Raw genomic sequence first — 19127 nt, 5'->3', positions numbered from 1 at the left:
ACCTCTAGTACTGAAACCATTTTCAGTACCTGTTCTTTAAAGAGCAGATTCTGAAATTATTTCAGAATAAAAAATGCTAAAGCAGTAAGTTATGTACTTCTCTAGCGACTTGTAATCTAAGTTTTTCAGCAAATAACCATAACCTAAACATAGGAATTTATGCCATATTTATTTACCTCAGAAAGTGTTTCTGAAGGCCATCCAGACAAAGTAGCAGATCAAATTAGTGATGCTTTAATTGATAATTTTTTAGCCTTTGACCCAGAATCTAAAGTCGCTTGCGAAACCTTAGTAACCACAGGACAAGTAGTGCTTGCAGGTGAAGTAAAATCGAATACTTATTTAGATGTTCAGAAAATTGCAAGAGATACCATAAACAAAATAGGTTATACTAAAAGTGCCTATATGTTTGATGGCAATTCTTGTGGAGTATTTTCAGCTATACACGAACAGTCAGAAGACATAAATCGCGGTGTTGATAGAGCAACCAAAGAAGAACAAGGCGCTGGCGACCAAGGAATGATGTTTGGCTACGCAACAAACGAAACCGATAACTATATGCCTTTGGCCTTAGATTTATCGCATAGAATTTTAAAAGCATTGGCAGAATTACGTCGCGAAAATAAAGATATCACCTATTTACGCCCAGATTCTAAAAGTCAAGTAACAATTGAATATAGCGATGACAATACACCTCAACGTATAGATTCTATTGTAGTCTCTACACAGCATGATGATTTTGACGCAGAAGATAAAATGTTAGCTAAAATTAGAAAAGATATTGTTGAAATATTGATTCCAAGAGTAGTTGCTAACTTACCAGAACACATCCAATTATTATTTAATGATGATATAACTTACCACATTAATCCAACTGGTAAATTTGTTATTGGCGGACCGCATGGAGATACAGGCTTAACAGGTCGTAAGATTATTGTTGATACTTATGGAGGAAAAGGTGCCCATGGTGGAGGTGCATTCTCTGGAAAAGATCCAAGTAAAGTAGACAGAAGTGCAGCGTATGCAACCAGGCATATTGCAAAAAATTTAGTTGCAGCTGGGTTATGTGAAGAAATATTAGTGCAAGTATCTTATGCTATTGGTGTTGTAGAACCAATGGGAATTTTTATAGATACATATGGCACTTGTCCTTTTAACTTAACAGATGGTGAGATTGCTAAAAAAGTAGAACAGCTTTTTGATATGCGACCAGCAGCAATAGAAGAACGACTAAAACTACGTCAACCAATGTATAGCGAAACCGCTGCTTATGGACATATGGGAAGAACAAACGAAGTTGTAAGTAAAACATTTGAACAACCAAATGGAGAACCTATAACTTTAGATGTAGAATTGTTTACTTGGGAAAAGTTAGATTACGTAGATAAAGTAAAAGCTGCGTTTGATATTTAAAACTAAATAGACTTTATAAAATTTCAAAAAAACACCCTAACTAATTATTTTAGTTAGGGTTTTTAAGTTGTATAAACATACATTTCTATACTTTTAAATAGGTAATAAAAGAAAACGCAAAGGCATGCTTCTCGTCAACCTTATGAGTCGTTCTGTTCACTTCTTGCCATTTAGATTTGTCTATCTCAGGAAAAAAAGTGTCAGCATCTTTAAATTCAGAGTGAACACGTGTAATTTCAATTTTATCAACTAAAGGCATAGCTTGTTTATAGATTTCTCCACCGCCAATAATAAAAGGTTGTTTGTCTAGTCTTGCAGCATCAAGAGCATCTTCTAATGAATTGACTATAATGACTCCACTTGGCGCCTTATAATCTTCCTGTCGCGTAATAACAATATGCGTTCTGTTAGGTAGTGGTTTTGGAAAACTTTCAAACGTTTTGCGTCCCATAATAATATGATGACCGTTAGTTAAGGATTTAAATCGCTTAAGATCGTCACTTAAATGCCAAATTAAATCATTGTCTTTTCCGATAGCATTATTTTCTCCTGCAGCAACAATAATAGTTAATTCGTTAGATTTTTTTTTTTCTGAAGCGTTAGGCAAATTTTTAGCTTCGTTGTAAGCTTGGGTCTGCGCTATTTTAGTCTCTTCCTTTAGAAAGTTCTGCTTCAATTTATCAATACGTACCTGTTGTGCACTAACTAACTTTTCTAGTTGTTGCTTCTCCCAGTCCTTACCCATAAATTTATTGGTTATAAAAACACTCACAAAGTGGTAAATAAATAAAAAGAACCATGCAATTATAGCATACACAAACCAATCAATACCTGCAATCTTAAAATCTTTTTTAATACCTAAAACAGTATTGGCCACGATTAAAAATACAGCACCAATTAAGAATATAACAAAATGAATATACAAACGCTTTTTTTGTTTTATGCGTTTTTGAGCGTTTTCTATAAGCTCTAACTGATCTTTATCTATAGTTGAAACCTGTTTTTTCTTACCAAACATAATCGTAATTTAATAAGATAAAGATACTTGTTTTTTTAGTAAATCAATATTGTGAATTAAAGACTTTGAAGAAAAGCTTCTAACGAAAACGATATCATTGATAATCAGCCACCAAGCAATTCCGCTTAACACTAACAATCCAATAAATTAAGTGTTCATATTTTACATTCTAAATAAAAATTAATGGCAATTTTATGAAATCGATAATTCTTTAGTTTTTAAGCACTTAATCAATATTATATGCGCTATTCTTTTATATTTTTGTGTTGTAATTAAATCTATTATTATGGCAATTAAAAAGCAGTATTTAAAAAGTAAGCCCGTTTGTAAGGTAACATTTTCTGTCCCTGCAGAAGCGGCTAAAAGTGTAGCAGTTGTTGGGAGCTTTAACCAGTGGGATACTACAAAAGCGACTAAATTAAAGAAATTAAAAAACGGAACCTTTAAAGGTACTGTTGATTTAGCACGTGATAATTCTTACGAATTCAGATACCTTATTGATGGAGCTTATATTAATGACGACGAGGCTGATTCTTATGCTTATAATGAATTTGCAGGGGAAGAAAATTGCGTAATCAATCTATAGGACTTTTCTATAAAAAACATAAAAAAAAGCGTCTCAATTTAGTTTGAGACGCTTTTTCTTTTACCCTAACAATCTAACCGTCATTAAACAAGCAAAGCGTGTATCTACAGGCTTCCCTTTAACGGTTCCTGGTGCCTTAAATCTAGGCATACGTTTTATCAACTGAATCACATCTATAGCAATAGCTTTATGATGTGCTTTTACATTAATTTGTTCTGTTTTACCTTTTTTATTAATGGTAAATTCTACAAAGAATTCGGTGGTTAAATCCGTTGGAAAGACTTTATCTGCCAACTCATAGTTAAAGCTCAATTTGATATAATCCATGATTTTATCAGATGTACACTTTTTAGTCTCCTCGAAACTTAATTCTTGTTTACAACCTCTAAAAACAGGATACGTACCATCCTCTCGTTCTTGCGCACTTAAAGATAAGCCGCAAAGAAAGGTCATAACAAATACAAATAATTTCATAGAGAAAATTTAAACGGCAACTTTACCTTTAATATGTGGATGCGGATTGTAATCGACCAATGTAAAATCTTCAAATTTAAAGTCGAAAATATCTTTTATTTCAGGGTTTAAAATCATTTTAGGCAATGGTCTAATATCTCTAGACAATTGTAATTCTAGCTGTTCCTTATGGTTATTGTAAATATGTGCATCACCAAAAGTGTGAATAAAATCTCCTGCTTCATAGCCACAAACTTGAGCCATCATCATCGTAAACAAAGCGTAAGATCCAATATTGAAAGGCACACCTAAAAAGATATCTGCACTACGTTGGTAAAGCTGACAAGACAATTTCCCATCTGCTACATAAAATTGAAAAAAGGCATGACATGGTGGTAAAGCTGCCTTACCATTAGCCACATTCTCTGAAAATGATTTAGACGTATCTGGTAAAACTGAAGGGTTCCAAGCTGAAACCAACATTCTTCTGCTGTTTGGATTATTTTTTAAAGTTGTTATAACCTCTTTAATCTGGTCTATTTCTTCACTTGCCCAATTTCTCCATTGATGGCCATAAACAGGTCCTAAATCTCCATTTTCATCAGCCCATTCATTCCAAATTCTTACTCCATTATCGTTGAGATATTTAATATTGGTATCCCCTTTTAAGAACCAAAGCAATTCGTATATAATAGACTTTAAATGCAGTTTTTTGGTTGTAACCATTGGAAAACCTTCGCTTAAATCGAAACGCATTTGGTAACCAAAAACACTTGTTGTTCCAGTACCTGTACGGTCTCCTTTATCATTACCTTCTGCTAAAACGTGCTTTACTAAATCGTGATATTGTTTCATAATATTCCCCACGAAAGTGGGAATCTGTTTAAATTAAACTTAAGTCCTATATTATAAGACACTTCGCCTTGCTTTGCAATGTACTTTCAACAAAAATATAGTTTCATTTCAGTAATGCTAAGTGTGACAAATGCTATAAAATGCAATTACGAATTTAGGTAAATGTTAAATAATCACTTGAAATATCATGTAGCAGATATTAAAAGTTATTAACGAGTTAGATTTGAAGTGGTGTTTATTCTAAACCATTATGAGATTCCTGCTTTCTCAGCAATTTGTTACCCTATAATCATACCTGCAATAGTCGCAGATATTAAAGAAGCAATCGTTCCACCTATTAAAGCTTTCATTCCAAATTTAGACAATTGTGTACGCTGTCCTGGTGCTAAAGACCCAATACCACCAATTTGAATTCCTATAGAAGCAAAATTAGCAAATCCACAAAGCATATAAGTTGCCATAATAATAGACTTCTCATACGTAAGGTGTGTTGCATTTGCAGCATTTTTCAAATCAGCCAATTGAATATAACCTATAAACTCACTTGCTGCTAGTTTAATTCCAAGCAACTGTCCCATAAGTGCCATATCTTCTGATGCTACACCAATTAACCACATTAACGGAGCAAATAAGTAACCCAAAAGAAATTCTAAGGACAAACTTTGATATGGTGTATTAGCTTCTATAATTTCATTTAAAGATGTAAAATGCCAATCTATATTTAGGAATTCAACTGTAAATCCATCAAAACCGGCAATGCCACCAAGAATTCCATTTATCATGGCAATAAAGGCAACAAATACTAATAGCATCGCTCCTACATTAACCGCCAATCTTAGTCCTTCAGTTGTTCCGTTGGCAATGGCTTCTAAAATATTAGAACCAATTTTTTCCTGAGAGACAGCAACATCTGTATTAACCTCTTCCGTTTGCGGAAATAATATTTTTGAAATCACAATAGCTCCTGGTGCAGCCATAACCGATGCGGCTAATAAATGCTTGGCATAAAATAATTGTAAAGCTTCATCTTCACCACCTAAAAAGCCAATGTAAGCCGCTAATACAGCACCTGCAACTGTTGCCATTCCTCCAATCATAACAAGGAGAATTTCAGACTTATTCATTTTTTCCAAATACGCCTTAATAAGTAATGGAGCTTCGGTCTGACCTAAGAAAATATTACCTGCAACACTTAAGCTTTCTGGACCAGAAATCCCTAAAACTTTAGATAACAACCATCCCATACCTTTTACGACTTTCTGAATTAACCCCAAATAGAACAATACAGATGTTAAGGCTGAGAAGAATATAATGGTTGGTAAAACTTGAAAAGCAAAAATAAAACCGAAGGAATTAATGTCTAACATCCCTCCAAATAGAAATTCACTACCTGCTTGCGTAAATCCAAGGATAGCAATAAACCCTTGGCCTATAAATTCAAACGCAGTTTTTACAAAATCTATTTTTAAAACACCAATAGCGATAATTAATTGAAATAATAATCCAATACCTACTGTTTTCCAATTGATAGCTCTACGATTACTACTAAATAAAAACGCAATAAAAATTAGAGTCACCATCCCTAAAATCCCCCTCCACAAACTGTTAAAAGAAAAACCTTGATTTGGTATAATGTCATTTGTAGTTACACTAGGAGATACAACAGCCTCTACTTCTTTTTCTTTAGTAGACACAAAATTGAACTGCATCTCTTTTCCTGAGAATACTAAAGTAGAATCTGTAAGCTCTCTAATTTTATACCTTTCTATGGTATTTAATGAATCGTTTTTATACAGTACCAGCAAGCTATTTTGGTACATATAATCTCCTTGTAAGTCATCAACCGTATTAGAAGAAAAATTGAATTCTCCTTTGTTGAACTCCAAAGTCGTATACATACTTTCAGAATCTGTAGACTCCCATGTTTTTTCAAGTTCCTGTGCTGTTATTGACGAAAGCCCTAGAAAAATAGCTAGAAAAGCCTTGAAAAACTGATTCATATGTAATAAGTGTTAGTTAGCGTTTAGAAATTTCGTCTCTTATTTTGGCAGCCATTTCATAATCTTCATTATTAACCGCCTCTTCTAAGAGATTATTAAGTTCTTCGAGAGATTTATTTTTATAACCTTCTTGTTCTGCAGATGCAGCTTCAATTTCTTCAACAATAAGGTCGTCAACAAGAATACTATCTTGCTCTTCATCGTCTTCCTTTTTAGGATTGACTTTAAGATAGATTCCTGCTTTATCTAAAATATTTTTGTAAGTAAAAATTGGTGCCTGAAAACGTAAGGCTAATGCAATAGCATCGCTCGTTCTGGCATCTATAATTTCTTCAATTTTATCGCGTTCGCAAATTAAACTTGAATAAAATACACCATCAACCAACTTATGAATAATGACTTGCTTAACAACAATATCAAATCGGTCGGCAAAGTTTTTAAATAAATCATGTGTAAGCGGACGCGGAGGTCTAATTTCTTTTTCTAAAGCAATGGCAATAGATTGCGCTTCAAAAGCACCAATAACTATTGGTAATTTACGATCACCATCTACTTCATTAAGTATTAAAGCGTAAGCACCATTCTGGGTTTGACTATAAGAGATGCCTTTGATATTTAAACGAACTAAACTCATAATTTATAAAACACAAAGAACTGTTTAAATTTGGACTTTACCAACTGCATTGTGCAGATTTGGTTAATTTCCTCTATACTTTCGATAAAACGCAAGCGAATAAGAGGAATCTAAATTTAAACAGTCCTTATTAATACCGCATCTAATTTTTTATGAATTGGCATTTAATATTACAAGGTAATAAAATTATGCGTTTGCAGCTTTAAAAGCTTTTAATTTTTCAATTAATTTAGGTACCACTTCAAATGCATCACCTACAACTCCGTAATCTGCAGCCTTAAAGAAAGGTGCCTCAGGATCGGTGTTAATTACCACTTTTACTTTTGAAGAATTAATACCTGCTAAATGCTGAATAGCACCAGAAATACCTATAGCAATGTACAAATTAGACGCTACAGGCTTTCCTGTTTGGCCAACGTGCTCGCTATGTGGTCTCCAACCTAAATCTGATACAGGTTTAGAACATGCTGTTGCAGCACCTAACACTTCTGCTAGTTCTTCAACCATACCCCAATTTTCAGGACCTTTTAATCCTCTACCTCCTGAAACTACAATTTCGGCATCAGCAATACTTACTTTATCAGTAGCTTTATCTACAGACTCAACTTTAACACCTGATTCTGGTATTGATGGTGAAAAATCTTCTACAGTAGCACTACCTTCCGTTTCTACCAAACCGAATGAATTATTAGATAAACCAACAATTTTTACATCTGTTGTTATTTCAGTATTTGCAAATGCTTTATTTGTAAACGCTGAATGTTTCACTGTAAATGGAGAGACACTAGATGGTACTGCAATAACATTAGAAACATAACCTGCTTCTAAACCTACAGCTAACAATGGCGCTAAATATTTGCTATTGGCACTGGCACTAATAACCACCACTTTTGCATCTTCGTTTTTTGCAGCACCTTCTATAGCAGCTGCATATTTTTTAGCGTTAAATGAATTTAAAGATTCATCTTTTATTGAAAGTACTTTAGACGCACCATAATTTCCTAGCGTTTCTGCGTTGTCTGCATTAACAGCAACTGCTGTAACTGAAGTTCCCATTTGGTCTGCAACAGCTTTAGCATAAGACACGACTTCTAAAGCCGCTTTTTTAAATTTTCCGTTTTCGGACTCTGTATATACTAGAATTGACATAAAATTTTATTTATAAAATTTATCCTGAACTTGATTCAGGAACTTATTACTATTTCCTTTAACTTCAAGAGATTCCGAAATAACACTTGAACTCTGCTCAGCGTAACCTTTCGGAATAATTAAAGTTTACTAAATTACCTTAGCTTCGTTATGAAGTAAGTTTACTAATTCGTCTATATTTTCGGCATCAACCAATTTAACTGCACCCTTTGGAGCTGGTTTTTCAAAACTTACTGCTTTAGTTTCTGCAGTAGCATCTGTAGGCTCTACAACCGTTAAAGGTTTTTTACGTGCCATCATAATACCTCTCATATTAGGAATACGAAGATCACTTTCTTCAACTAACCCTTTTTGACCACCTATAACTAAAGGTAAAGTTGTGCTAACTGTTTCCTTACCGCCATCGATTTCTCTAACGGCCTTAACATTAGTGCCATCAACTTCTAAACTAATACAATTGGCAACAAAATTAGCACCAATTATTCCAGCTAACATTCCAGGAACCATAGCACCATTGTAATCAATAGATTCTCTTCCTGCTATTACTAAATCGTAACCACCATCATTAACAACTTTAGCTAATTGTTTTGCTACTGAATAACCATCTGTTGCCGGTGTATTCACTCTAATTGCAGAATCGGCACCAATTGCTAATGCTTTTCTTAAAGTTGGCTCTGTTTCTGCACCACCAACGTTAACGACATCTACACTTGCTCCTTGTTTTTCTTTAAACCACATGGCACGTGTTAGACCAAACTCGTCATTAGGATTAATAACATACTGAACACCATTAGTGTCAAACTTTGTATCTCCTTCTGTGAAATTAATCTTTGATGTTGTATCAGGTACATGACTAATACATACTAATATTTTCATATAAAAATGATTTATTTAAACGTCTTTTTTCTTGAGTACGAAGATAAAAATAATAATTTGAATTTTACTATGCACGCATAGTAAATTTCAGAAAAATTCAATCATTCATCAATAAACTATCATTTTTTTAAAAATTTGAAGATTTTTTGCTGATTATTTAAGTTTGAAACTCTAATGAAATATAATCCGTTGGAAAGATTTGAAATATTTAGACTGTTTTCTTTGAACGTAATTGGCTGAATAATTTGTTGTCCAGATGTGTTATATATTTCAACATTTACCAATTGATTATTTAAGTTAGTGATTTGCAAAATGGATTTCCTTTAGTCTCAAAAAGTTTCATCACTTACTGATAAAGCAGTGTCTTGAAAAGTTAAAAAATCCGTCGCAAAAAATGCATTTTCTCTTTCAAGAATGATCTGGCCTGTTTCATCTATACTTTTATTAACCCTAATATTTCCATAATTATCATGGTCTATACATCCTATATCTAAAACGGAATAGAGCATTTTTTCAATATAGTGACATGGTTGATTATAACTTATAACGGTAGAAGTTCCTTGCTCAGATTGCCATAATTGAAGTGTGTTATCTGTGCTGCCAAATCCATCGTCAAATCCTCCCCTCAGCCTTATCGAAAAAGAGTTTTCACAGCTAGAAATACCTTCTGTTCCGCATGCATCATACCATTGACTTCATCATATGTAAAAACAATATTTAGTTGAAAACCAGCTGGCACATTTTGTTCCCCTTCTGGGCAAGGTAACCCTCCTTCTGTTGATTCAGTACAATACTTTATAAGTTTTGTTGTCTAACAAATTAATTAAACCAGGACTTATAGAGGTGTTAGGATATGGTTCCATACTATAAACATCGGGATATGCATAATCATATAACTCATTGATAAGTGTTCTGTTCCCATGTACAATTGTATAATATTTGATAAGCTCACCATCAGGATTTGTGTTGGGAAAAGATTGGTAGAAATCATAAATTACATAATCGGCAAAAATATCAGTAATGTTTTGATCTTGGTGTGTTAGCGTTATTGTACCATCCATATTATCTATTACCGTCGGAATATCTGCTGTGGATTCAATTTTTACATGATGATTTTGCAACGGACAAAGCACAGCTTCTTGAGCAAAAGCAAAATTAGAAACTATAAAAAACAAACAGATAAAAATGTAATTTTTCACTTTCATAAACACTCAAATAATTAATACGAACTACAAGTTACAATTATTTTCTTTTTTCGTTTAAGATTTAATGTCATTATATAGTCTAGAATTATTATTTTTGCAGCTCGAATAAAAACAAAAGCATGAAGACAATTCAATTTAGAGAAGCTATTTGCGAGGCTATGAGCGAAGAAATGCGCAGAGATGAAAGCGTTTATCTTATGGGTGAAGAAGTAGCGGAATACAATGGTGCTTATAAAGCATCTAAAGGGATGTTAGACGAGTTTGGTGCTAAACGCGTCATAGATACACCTATTGCAGAACTTGGTTTTGCTGGTATTGCCATTGGATCTACAATGACGGGCAATCGTCCTATAGTAGAATATATGACGTTTAACTTCTCTTTGGTTGGAATTGATCAAATTATAAATAATGCCGCTAAAATTAGACAAATGTCTGGTGGACAATTTAAATGCCCTATTGTATTTAGAGGACCAACAGCATCTGCTGGCCAATTAGCAGCAACACACTCTCAGGCTTTTGAGAGTTGGTTTGCCAATACTCCAGGATTAAAAGTTATTGTTCCTTCAAATCCATATGACGCTAAAGGTTTATTAAAAGCTGCCATTAGAGATGACGATCCTGTAATTTTTATGGAAAGTGAGCAAATGTACGGTGATAAAGGCGAAGTACCAGAAGGAGAATATGTAATACCTATTGGTGTTGCAGATGTGAAACGTGAAGGAACAGATGTTACTATCGTATCTTTTGGTAAAATCATAAAAGAAGCTTACAAAGCTGCAGACGAATTAGAAAAAGAAGGTATTTCTTGTGAAATTATAGATTTAAGAACTGTTCGTCCAATGGATAGAGAAGCCATTTTAAAATCTGTGAAGAAAACCAATAGATTAGTTGTTTTAGAAGAAGCATGGCCCTTTGGAAATGTAGCTACTGACATCACTTACTTAGTACAATCAGAAGCATTTGATTATTTAGATGCCCCAGTTGTTAAAATAAATACCGCAGATACTCCTGCACCATACTCTCCTGTTTTATTAGCAGAATGGTTGCCTAATAGCGACGATGTTATTAAAGCAGTAAAAAAAGTAATGTACAAATAAATTGCAGTTTTCTGCGTTTAAAAAACTTCATTAGTAACCCTCTAACTAAAGTTTAGCATGGTTATTGATGAAGTTTGTTTTTAATATGAAATTAAAATTATTTACACTTTTTTTTGTTCTAGGCTTTTTTTCTGCAATCTCACAGACAAAAGTTAGTGGATACGTGTTTGATGAAAACAACGTAGCACTTCCTTATGTTAATATCTTCTTTAAAGGTTCTACACAAGGTACCATTACTAATGAAGATGGAAAGTTTTATCTAGAATCTGATGAAACATGGGAAACCATAATTGTGTCTTTTATTGGTTTTGAAGTTTTAGAAATTCCACTAACCAAACGTGTTAATTACGATTTAAAATTTATATTAAAAGAAGAAGCTTCCTCTTTAGACGAGGTGCTTATTGTTACCGGAAAACAATCTAAAAAAGCCTCCGAAAATCCAGCGATTAGAATTCTTAAGAAAATTTGGGAACGTAAACGACAAAATGGTTTAAGTCAATTTAAACAATACGAATACGACCAGTATGAAAAAGTTGAATTTGACCTAAACACTATAGATAGTGCTTTAATAAAAAGTAAACTCTTTAAAGGTATGGAGTTTGTTTTTGAAGAAGTAGATACTTCAAACGTTACTGGAAAAACGTATTTGCCTATTTTCTTAAACGAATCTGTTAAAAAAATATCTGGCGATAATATTCTTAAGAAAGAACGAGAAGATTTATTAGGAAATAAAAACTCAGGATTTAGCAACAACCAAATCATTATAGACTTTATAGACGATTTATATTCCGAGTATAATGTCTATGATAATTACCTAAAGTTTTTTGATAAGAGCTTTGTAAGCCCATTAAGTAGAACAGGTATCCAAACCTATAATTACGTATTGTCAGACAGTGCATTTATTGATAATAAATGGTGCTACAACATTATATATTATCCTAGACGAAAAAACGAATTGACTTTTAAAGGCGACTTTTGGGTTAACGACTCTACCTACGCCATTAAAGAAATTAATCTTCAAGCATCTAAAAGTGCTAATATCAATTGGGTAAAAGAAATTTATATAGAACAAGAGTTTGAAGTACTAAGCGACTCTTTATTTCTTATTAAACGCGATTATTTTCTTTCCGATTTTGCATTTAATAAAAAGGAACAATCTAGAGGTGTTTATGGTAAACGAACTACAATTTACGATAATTACAAATTTAATCAGCCAAAAGAAGATCCTAAATTCTATGATAAAGTTGTCTATGATTATGACAAAGACGTTTATAATAGAGAAGATGATTTTTGGGAAAACAATAGACTTGAAGCCTTAAACAAAGACGAAAAAGGGGTTTACAAAATGTTAGACACGCTTAAAACAGTGAAGAAATTTAAGCGATTGTATAATTTAGGAAGCATTCTTGCTTCTGGTTATGTAGAATTTCCAAGCATTAATTTTGATTATGGTCCTATTTTCTCAACCTTTGGATATAATGAAGTTGAAGGTTTACGCTTAAGAACAGGAGGACGAACTTATTTTGGCCCTAACGATATGTGGAGGGTCGAAGGCTTTATGGCTTATGGCTTTAAAGACGATAAATTTAAATACGGCCTTTCTGGAAAATGGTTGCTAGATAAACGAAGCCGATTAACCTTGTTTGGCGGAAACAGGCGCGACATAGAACAAATTGGTGCAAGTTTAACAAGCTCTACAGATGTCCTTGGTCGAAGCTTAGCATCTTCCTCTGTTATTGGTACTGGTTCTAATGATAAATTAACCAATATCAATTTAACCAACCTCGGAATGTCTATTGAAGCTGCTAGAAATTTCGAAATACGCTTAGATGGTAGTTTCCGTACATTAAGCTCTGCCTCTCCTACTTTTAGTTTAGATTATAATGATGCAGAAGCGCCATCTGGAATTTCTTCTGAGGTAAAACAATTTGAAAGCCGACTCTCATTAGCCTTTTACCCAAAACGCCAAATGACTGGTTTTGGAGTCGAACGAAAAGAAAAAAATGACAATTTCGCAAGATTATTTGCACAAGTAAGTCGTGGAGATCGCAGTTGGTTTAACAGTGATTTTGATTATACAAAAGTACAATTCTCATATATACAACCATGGCAAGTTGGTGGTTTTGGCCGTTTAACAACATCTATCGAAGCAGGTAAAACTTATGGAGAAGTCCCTCTTTCGCTACTAAATGTTGTACCAGGAAACCAGACCTATTTTTCAATCTATAATACCTTTTCTCAACTTGACTTTTATGAGTTTGTTACAGACACATATACATCGATGCATGTAGAGCATAATTTTAATGGACGTATTTTTTCACGCATTCCATTTTTAAAGAAATATAATTTAAGAGCTATTTTAAGTTTAAGAGGTGTTTGGGGCGAATTATCTCAAGAAAACAGAGACCTTAGCACTACTGGTAATCCTGTTGAATTTACATTGGTTGCTCCAGATTCACGTATATATTACGAGTATAGTTTTGGTGTTGCCAATATTTTTAAAGTTTTAAGATTAGACTTTAACTTTAGAGGTAATTACCTTGAAAATCCTGATGCAAGAAAGTTTGGCATTACAGGTAGTTTTGGCTTTTATTTTTAATCTCTACATAAGCCCAATTTCCTTTGGCAACAAATCTGTATTATACTATATTTGCTGCTTAAATTATCACAAAAATTACATAATTAAATTTCCGTGTTCTTTTTGTAAAAAAACAAAATAAATCTAACATGTCAACAACAGAAGAATTAACCTTCGATGTATTAATTGAAATACCAAAAGGAAGTCGTAATAAATATGAATACGATTTTACATTACATAAAATACGTTTCGATCGTATGCTTTTTTCATCTATGATGTATCCTGGAGATTATGGTTTTATACCTGAAACTTTAGCTTTAGACAGTGATCCTTTAGATGTTTTAGTCTTAGGTCACCAACCAACATATCCAATGGTAGTAATGGAAGTAAGACCAATTGGTGTTTTCCATATGACAGATGAAAAAGGTCCAGATGAAAAAATTATTTGTGTACCAGTTTCTGATCCAATTTGGAGTAATAATAAAAACATAAGTGATTTAAATCCACATAGATTAAAAGAAATCGAACACTTTTTCCGTGTATACAAAGATTTAGAAGAAAAGAAAGTAGATGTTGGTGGATGGGGAGACGCAGAAGAAGCTATCAAAATTTATCATGAATGTGTACAACGTTATGATGAAAGCGAACACAAAAAGAAACGCACGTTTACGATTTAATATTCTCATTTAGAAATCTCAAGTTTTTTTAACAAAAAACTAATAAAAAAGCAGTATCATATAATTGATATTGCTTTTTTCGTAAAAATATGATTCATTTTATTACATTTACCTAGCTAATAACTAATTAAATTAAATATTATAATATGGAGTCAATGATGATTTATATGCCAATAGCTTTGGCACTTTTAGGGTTAATTTACATGCTTATAAAGCAATCTTGGGTAATGAGACAAGACGCTGGAGATGGTAAAATGAAAGAAATTTCAGATCATATCTATGAAGGTGCATTGGCGTTCTTAAATGCCGAATATAGATTGCTTGCCATTTTTGTAGTCATTGTAGCAGCCTTATTAACTCTAGTCTCTTTCATTGTTCCAACTACGCATTGGCTAATTGTAATTGCCTTTGTTTTTGGTGCTGTATTCTCTGCTTTTGCAGGAAATATAGGCATGAAGATTGCTACTAAAACAAATGTTAGAACAACACAAGCCGCACGTACAAGTTTACCAAACGCATTAAAAATCTCTTTTGGAGGTGGTACTGTAATGGGACTTGGTGTTGCTGGTTTAGCCGTTTTAGGCTTAACCGTTTTCTTTATCGTGTTTTTCCATGTATTTATGGGAGGTGAGTGGACCAATACAATGGATATGACCATAGTATTAGAAACACTTGCAGGTTTCTCATTAGGTGCTGAATCAATTGCTTTATTCGCAAGAGTAGGTGGTGGTATTTATACTAAAGCTGCAGATGTTGGTGCCGATTTAGTTGGTAAAGTTGAAGCTGGTATTCCAGAAGATGATCCTCGTAATCCTGCAACTATTGCAGATAACGTAGGTGATAATGTTGGTGATGTTGCTGGTATGGGAGCCGATTTATTTGGATCTTATGTCGCAACCGTATTGGCGGCAATGGTTCTTGGAAACTATGTCATAAAAGATATGGGTGGAGCAGTTGATGACCTGTTTGGAGGTATTGGCCCAATCTTATTACCAATGGCAATAGCTGGTGCAGGAATCATTATTTCAATCATCGGTACAATGTTGGTAAAAATAAAAAGTAACGACGCTAAAGAAGCTCAGGTTATGGGAGCTTTAAATATAGGTAACTGGACATCTATTATACTAGTTGCTGTGTCATGTTTTGGTTTAGTAACGTGGATGTTACCTGAAACCATGCAAATGAACTTCTTTGGAGAAGGCTTACAAGACATTTCTTCAATGCGAGTATTCTACGCCACCTTAGTTGGTTTATTTGTAGGAGCAGTGATTTCTTCAGTAACGGAATATTATACAGGTTTAGGTAAAAAACCAATTTTAAATATTGTACAACAGTCAAGCACAGGAGCAGGTACAAACATTATTGCTGGTTTAGCAACAGGTATGATTTCTACATTCCCATCCGTATTATTATTTGCTGGAGCTATTTGGGCATCTTATGCTTTTGCTGGATTCTATGGTGTAGCTTTAGCAGCTTCTGCGATGATGGCAACAACAGCTATGCAATTGGCCATTGATGCCTTTGGACCAATATCTGATAACGCAGGTGGTATTGCTGAAATGAGTGAACAAGAACCTATCGTTAGAGAGCGTACAGATATTTTAGATTCGGTTGGTAACACAACAGCTGCAACAGGAAAAGGATTTGCTATTGCTTCTGCAGCTTTAACATCATTAGCCTTATTTGCTGCCTATGTAACCTTTACGGGTATTGACGGCATTAACATCTTTAAAGCACCAGTATTAGCGATGTTATTTGTTGGTGGTATGGTGCCAGTAGTATTCTCTGCCTTAGCAATGAATGCTGTAGGTAAAGCAGCTATGGAAATGGTAGAAGAAGTACGTCGCCAGTTTAGAGATATTCCTGGAATTATGGAAGGGACTGGAAAACCAGAATACGATAAATGTGTGGCTATTTCTACACAAGCTTCTTTAAAAGAAATGATGTTACCAGGATTATTAACTATTGGTTTTCCTTTAGTAATTGCTTTTGTTCCTATGATTTTTGGAATGAACAATTTAGCGATTGCTGAAATGTTAGGTGGTTATATGGCTGGTGTTACTGTGTCTGGTGTGTTATGGGCTATCTTCCAAAACAATGCCGGTGGTGCTTGGGATAACGCTAAGAAATCTTTTGAAGCTGGTGTTGAAATTAACGGAGAGATGACGTTTAAAGGTTCTGAAGCGCACAAAGCTGCAGTAACAGGAGATACTGTTGGTGATCCTTTTAAAGATACTTCTGGACCATCAATGAATATCTTAATTAAATTAACCTGTTTAATCGGTTTGGTCATTGCTCCTATCTTAGGTGGTCATGCTAATGACATAGGCTTAGCCAATATTGAAGAAGACTTTTCTGTTGAAATGACTATTGATTCTGAAGATATTGAAGCCGTAGCTACAGTTGATTACTCGACGATTAAAGATGGAGAAAAAGTATTAAAAACCATTGTTTTTAAAGGAACTAAAACTCAAGTAGAGAATTCACTAAAAACATTTGAAGCATCATTAACTAACAAAGCTGGTGAGGTTGAAAAAGTGATCGAAAAAATAGATATTACCAAAGGATAACCCTTAAAAGTGTTACCCAAAAACAACCCTCAACATTTTAATTAATGCTGAGGGTTTTTCTATTAGAATAATCGAAACAGGTAGGAATTTCAGTTATTGAGTTGTTTTATAAGTGAAAAGTAAAATGCATAATCAAAAAAAAAAAGCGATATGAAACGTACGAACAAATTCCCCAAATTCATTTTTCTATTTTTATTTTCATTACTTACAATGACGTCTTGTCAAAAAGATGATAGCAATCCGGTAGGTGAACAACAAGAAATTGTTCCTGACGAATTCTCTGAATATTTCGGAAATGAAATTTCGAGAGATTTTTTAGGAACAGTCATCGACAAAAACCATCTTCCTATTGAAGGCGTTTTAATAACAATTGGTGATGATACTGCAATAACTGACAGCAATGGTGTTTTTATCATTAAAAATGCGACAGTACACAAACGCTTTGGCTATATCAAGGCTTCAAAAGCAGGTTATATTCATGGCTCTAGAAATGTAGTACCCACTAATGGCACTAATAAAGTAACTATTATGTTACTTGACGCCAATATTACAGGTACTGTAAACAGTGGTTCTGAAGGAACAGTATCACTTGACAACGGAAGCTCTGTAAGTTTTGATGGAAATTTCATAAAAGAAGATGGCTCTGAATACGCTGGCACTGTAAATGTTATTGTACATCATTTAGATCCAGCAGATGAAGATATGGCCTTACAACGCCCAGGAATGTTATATGCTCAAAACTCTGATGGAGCTGAACGTATGTTACAAACCCTTGGAATGTTGGCTGTAGAATTACGTGGAAGCTCAGGAGAAGAATTAAACTTAGCTGAAGGATCTACCTCTGAAATTAAAATGTATGTTGCCCCAAGTTTAATGAGCATTGCACCAGCAACCATTCCACTTTGGTATTTTGACGAAACCAAAGGCTATTGGATTGAAGAAGGTGAAGCCACCTTACAAGGCAATATGTATGTTGGAACCGTAACGCATTTTTCCTTTTGGAATTGTGATATTCCTGCCAACGCTATCACACTTTGTGTAACTACCACAGACGATCAAAATAATGTTTTAAACAATCTCTATGTAAGTATTACAAGTGCTACATTTGGTACTCGTAGTGGCTATATTAACGACAATGGAGAAGTGTGTGGTTTTGTCCCTAGTGGAGAAACTTTAGAGCTAGATATTTATAATTATGACTTTTGTGGAAATGAATCATTACACTCGCAAATAATTGGCCCTTTTACATCAGACTCTGATCTCTCAATAACTATACCTGACAATCCTGATATTATAGCCGAAACTGTAACAGGAGACTTTAATACTTGTGATGACAATGCTGTAACAGATGGCTACGTACAATTAAAATACGGAGGACAAACCTTTACCGATGTTGTTAACGATGGTACGTTTGAAATTAATCTATTACGCTGCGAAAACGATAATACCTTCAAAATAAAAGCGAGTGACTATGTCAACCTTCAAACAACAGACAGTATTAGCTATACCTTTACCACGCCATTAACAAACATTGGAACTATAAGTGCTTGTAACACGATTACTGAGTTTATTCAGTATAGTATTGACGGTGGAGATTTAATTTATGTTTTAGATAATATTAATAGTCAGTTTGATGCCAACTCACCTAATTACAATGGGCCAATTTTAACACTTAGTGGGTCTAGTAATGATGGAAACTGTTTTTACCTGATTGGAAAATTAGATGAAACCTCTTACGAAGGGACTTACGACAATTACAATTGGAATGCCAATGACAACAGCGATACGGGCTTCAATCTTCAAGAGTGTTTTGGCATGTCTAACACCAATAACAACGTCATTTACAATCTAACATCTCTTGGAGCTGTTGGTGAATATATTGATATTAATTTTAGCGGAACTTATGAAGACTATGATGGAAACCCACATTCTGTTTCAGGAGTTGTGCATGTTTTAAGAGATTATTAATTAACTTAAAACCTCAAAAAACAAAAAGCCTTGCAATCAATAAATATG

General features: G+C 33.9%; 16 protein-coding genes. 7 read left to right on the top strand and 9 right to left on the bottom strand.

Annotated features, from left to right (window positions below; translation table 11 throughout):
* The first annotated feature begins 159 nt into the window (after positions 1 to 159).
* On the top strand, positions 160 to 1413 hold the full coding sequence (gene metK / locus ABD730_RS01495) for a methionine adenosyltransferase (RefSeq protein ID WP_215928453.1): 1254 nt from the start codon (positions 160 to 162) through the stop codon (positions 1411 to 1413).
* Between the two features lie 85 nt (positions 1414 to 1498).
* On the opposite strand, the gene ABD730_RS01490 is transcribed toward metK, so the two are convergent.
* On the bottom strand, positions 1499 to 2431 hold the full coding sequence (locus tag ABD730_RS01490; RefSeq protein WP_344712058.1) for a dihydrofolate reductase: 933 nt from the start codon (positions 2429 to 2431) through the stop codon (positions 1499 to 1501).
* Positions 2432 to 2717: 286 nt separating this feature from the next.
* Between ABD730_RS01490 and ABD730_RS01485 the strand changes: the two genes are divergently transcribed.
* A complete protein-coding gene (locus ABD730_RS01485; protein WP_334467771.1) occupies positions 2718 to 3017 on the top strand; it encodes an isoamylase early set domain-containing protein in 300 nt (99 codons plus the stop codon).
* A 60-nt stretch (positions 3018 to 3077) separates the two neighbouring features.
* Here the strand turns inward: ABD730_RS01485 and ABD730_RS01480 are convergent, their stop codons facing one another.
* The 8 genes from ABD730_RS01480 to ABD730_RS01450 form a co-directional block, all read right to left on the bottom strand.
* Positions 3078 to 3491 carry an energy transducer TonB gene (locus ABD730_RS01480; RefSeq protein WP_334467773.1) on the bottom strand — a complete coding sequence of 138 codons (414 nt, stop codon included), beginning with the start codon at positions 3489 to 3491 and terminating at the stop codon, positions 3078 to 3080.
* A gap of 9 nt (positions 3492 to 3500) precedes the next feature.
* The gene (locus ABD730_RS01475; RefSeq protein WP_334467775.1) at positions 3501 to 4325 is read right to left on the bottom strand and encodes a thymidylate synthase; all 825 of its coding nucleotides are present in this window, start codon (positions 4323 to 4325) and stop codon (positions 3501 to 3503) included.
* Between the two features lie 278 nt (positions 4326 to 4603).
* Positions 4604 to 6325: a NupC/NupG family nucleoside CNT transporter gene (locus ABD730_RS01470; RefSeq protein ID WP_344712055.1), complete on the bottom strand. Its 1722-nt coding sequence runs from the start codon at positions 6323 to 6325 to the stop codon at positions 4604 to 4606.
* 16 nt (positions 6326 to 6341) lie between these two features.
* On the bottom strand, positions 6342 to 6959 hold the full coding sequence (locus tag ABD730_RS01465; RefSeq protein WP_215928441.1) for a bifunctional nuclease family protein: 618 nt from the start codon (positions 6957 to 6959) through the stop codon (positions 6342 to 6344).
* A 186-nt stretch (positions 6960 to 7145) separates the two neighbouring features.
* A complete protein-coding gene (locus ABD730_RS01460; RefSeq protein WP_215928439.1) occupies positions 7146 to 8108 on the bottom strand; it encodes an electron transfer flavoprotein subunit alpha/FixB family protein in 963 nt (320 codons plus the stop codon).
* Between the two features lie 129 nt (positions 8109 to 8237).
* A complete protein-coding gene (locus tag ABD730_RS01455; protein WP_344712053.1) occupies positions 8238 to 8984 on the bottom strand; it encodes an electron transfer flavoprotein subunit beta/FixA family protein in 747 nt (248 codons plus the stop codon).
* Positions 8985 to 9103: 119 nt separating this feature from the next.
* Positions 9104 to 9295, bottom strand: a complete 192-nt coding sequence (locus ABD730_RS17470) for a T9SS type A sorting domain-containing protein (protein WP_425583494.1) — start codon at positions 9293 to 9295, stop codon at positions 9104 to 9106.
* Between the two features lie 471 nt (positions 9296 to 9766).
* On the bottom strand, positions 9767 to 10189 hold the full coding sequence (locus tag ABD730_RS01450) for a hypothetical protein (RefSeq protein ID WP_344712051.1): 423 nt from the start codon (positions 10187 to 10189) through the stop codon (positions 9767 to 9769).
* Between the two features lie 119 nt (positions 10190 to 10308).
* Here ABD730_RS01450 and ABD730_RS01445 point away from each other — a divergent pair, with 119 nt between their 5' ends.
* From ABD730_RS01445 to ABD730_RS01425, 5 genes are all read left to right on the top strand, one after another.
* Positions 10309 to 11286: a pyruvate dehydrogenase complex E1 component subunit beta gene (locus ABD730_RS01445; RefSeq protein WP_215928435.1), complete on the top strand. Its 978-nt coding sequence runs from the start codon at positions 10309 to 10311 to the stop codon at positions 11284 to 11286.
* Between the two features lie 85 nt (positions 11287 to 11371).
* Positions 11372 to 13885: a DUF5686 and carboxypeptidase-like regulatory domain-containing protein gene (locus ABD730_RS01440; protein WP_344712049.1), complete on the top strand. Its 2514-nt coding sequence runs from the start codon at positions 11372 to 11374 to the stop codon at positions 13883 to 13885.
* A 128-nt stretch (positions 13886 to 14013) separates the two neighbouring features.
* Complete coding sequence (locus ABD730_RS01435) at positions 14014 to 14541, top strand: inorganic diphosphatase (protein ID WP_334467790.1); 528 nt, start codon at positions 14014 to 14016, stop codon at positions 14539 to 14541.
* A 146-nt stretch (positions 14542 to 14687) separates the two neighbouring features.
* Entirely contained in the window at positions 14688 to 17111 is a 2424-nt protein-coding gene (locus ABD730_RS01430) for a sodium-translocating pyrophosphatase (protein ID WP_344712047.1), read from the top strand.
* A gap of 150 nt (positions 17112 to 17261) precedes the next feature.
* A complete protein-coding gene (locus ABD730_RS01425; protein WP_344712045.1) occupies positions 17262 to 19079 on the top strand; it encodes a hypothetical protein in 1818 nt (605 codons plus the stop codon).
* Positions 19080 to 19127: the final 48 nt, after the last annotated feature.

This window comes from Winogradskyella damuponensis, from assembly GCF_039538385.1.
Taxonomy (GTDB): domain Bacteria; phylum Bacteroidota; class Bacteroidia; order Flavobacteriales; family Flavobacteriaceae; genus Winogradskyella; species Winogradskyella damuponensis.
This window is presented reverse-complemented; position numbering and strand designations above follow the sequence as displayed.

Coding starts and splice junctions, on each gene's coding strand:
- metK (WP_215928453.1), top strand. CDS start 160: ATGCCATATTTATTTACCTCAGAAAGTGTTTCTGAAGGCCATCCAGAC.
- ABD730_RS01490 (WP_344712058.1), bottom strand. CDS start 2,431: ATGTTTGGTAAGAAAAAACAGGTTTCAACTATAGATAAAGATCAGTTA.
- ABD730_RS01485 (WP_334467771.1), top strand. CDS start 2,718: ATGGCAATTAAAAAGCAGTATTTAAAAAGTAAGCCCGTTTGTAAGGTA.
- ABD730_RS01480 (WP_334467773.1), bottom strand. CDS start 3,491: ATGAAATTATTTGTATTTGTTATGACCTTTCTTTGCGGCTTATCTTTA.
- ABD730_RS01475 (WP_334467775.1), bottom strand. CDS start 4,325: ATGAAACAATATCACGATTTAGTAAAGCACGTTTTAGCAGAAGGTAAT.
- ABD730_RS01470 (WP_344712055.1), bottom strand. CDS start 6,325: ATGAATCAGTTTTTCAAGGCTTTTCTAGCTATTTTTCTAGGGCTTTCG.
- ABD730_RS01465 (WP_215928441.1), bottom strand. CDS start 6,959: ATGAGTTTAGTTCGTTTAAATATCAAAGGCATCTCTTATAGTCAAACC.
- ABD730_RS01460 (WP_215928439.1), bottom strand. CDS start 8,108: ATGTCAATTCTAGTATATACAGAGTCCGAAAACGGAAAATTTAAAAAA.
- ABD730_RS01455 (WP_344712053.1), bottom strand. CDS start 8,984: ATGAAAATATTAGTATGTATTAGTCATGTACCTGATACAACATCAAAG.
- ABD730_RS01450 (WP_344712051.1), bottom strand. CDS start 10,189: ATGAAAGTGAAAAATTACATTTTTATCTGTTTGTTTTTTATAGTTTCT.
- ABD730_RS01445 (WP_215928435.1), top strand. CDS start 10,309: ATGAAGACAATTCAATTTAGAGAAGCTATTTGCGAGGCTATGAGCGAA.
- ABD730_RS01440 (WP_344712049.1), top strand. CDS start 11,372: ATGAAATTAAAATTATTTACACTTTTTTTTGTTCTAGGCTTTTTTTCT.
- ABD730_RS01435 (WP_334467790.1), top strand. CDS start 14,014: ATGTCAACAACAGAAGAATTAACCTTCGATGTATTAATTGAAATACCA.
- ABD730_RS01430 (WP_344712047.1), top strand. CDS start 14,688: ATGGAGTCAATGATGATTTATATGCCAATAGCTTTGGCACTTTTAGGG.
- ABD730_RS01425 (WP_344712045.1), top strand. CDS start 17,262: ATGAAACGTACGAACAAATTCCCCAAATTCATTTTTCTATTTTTATTT.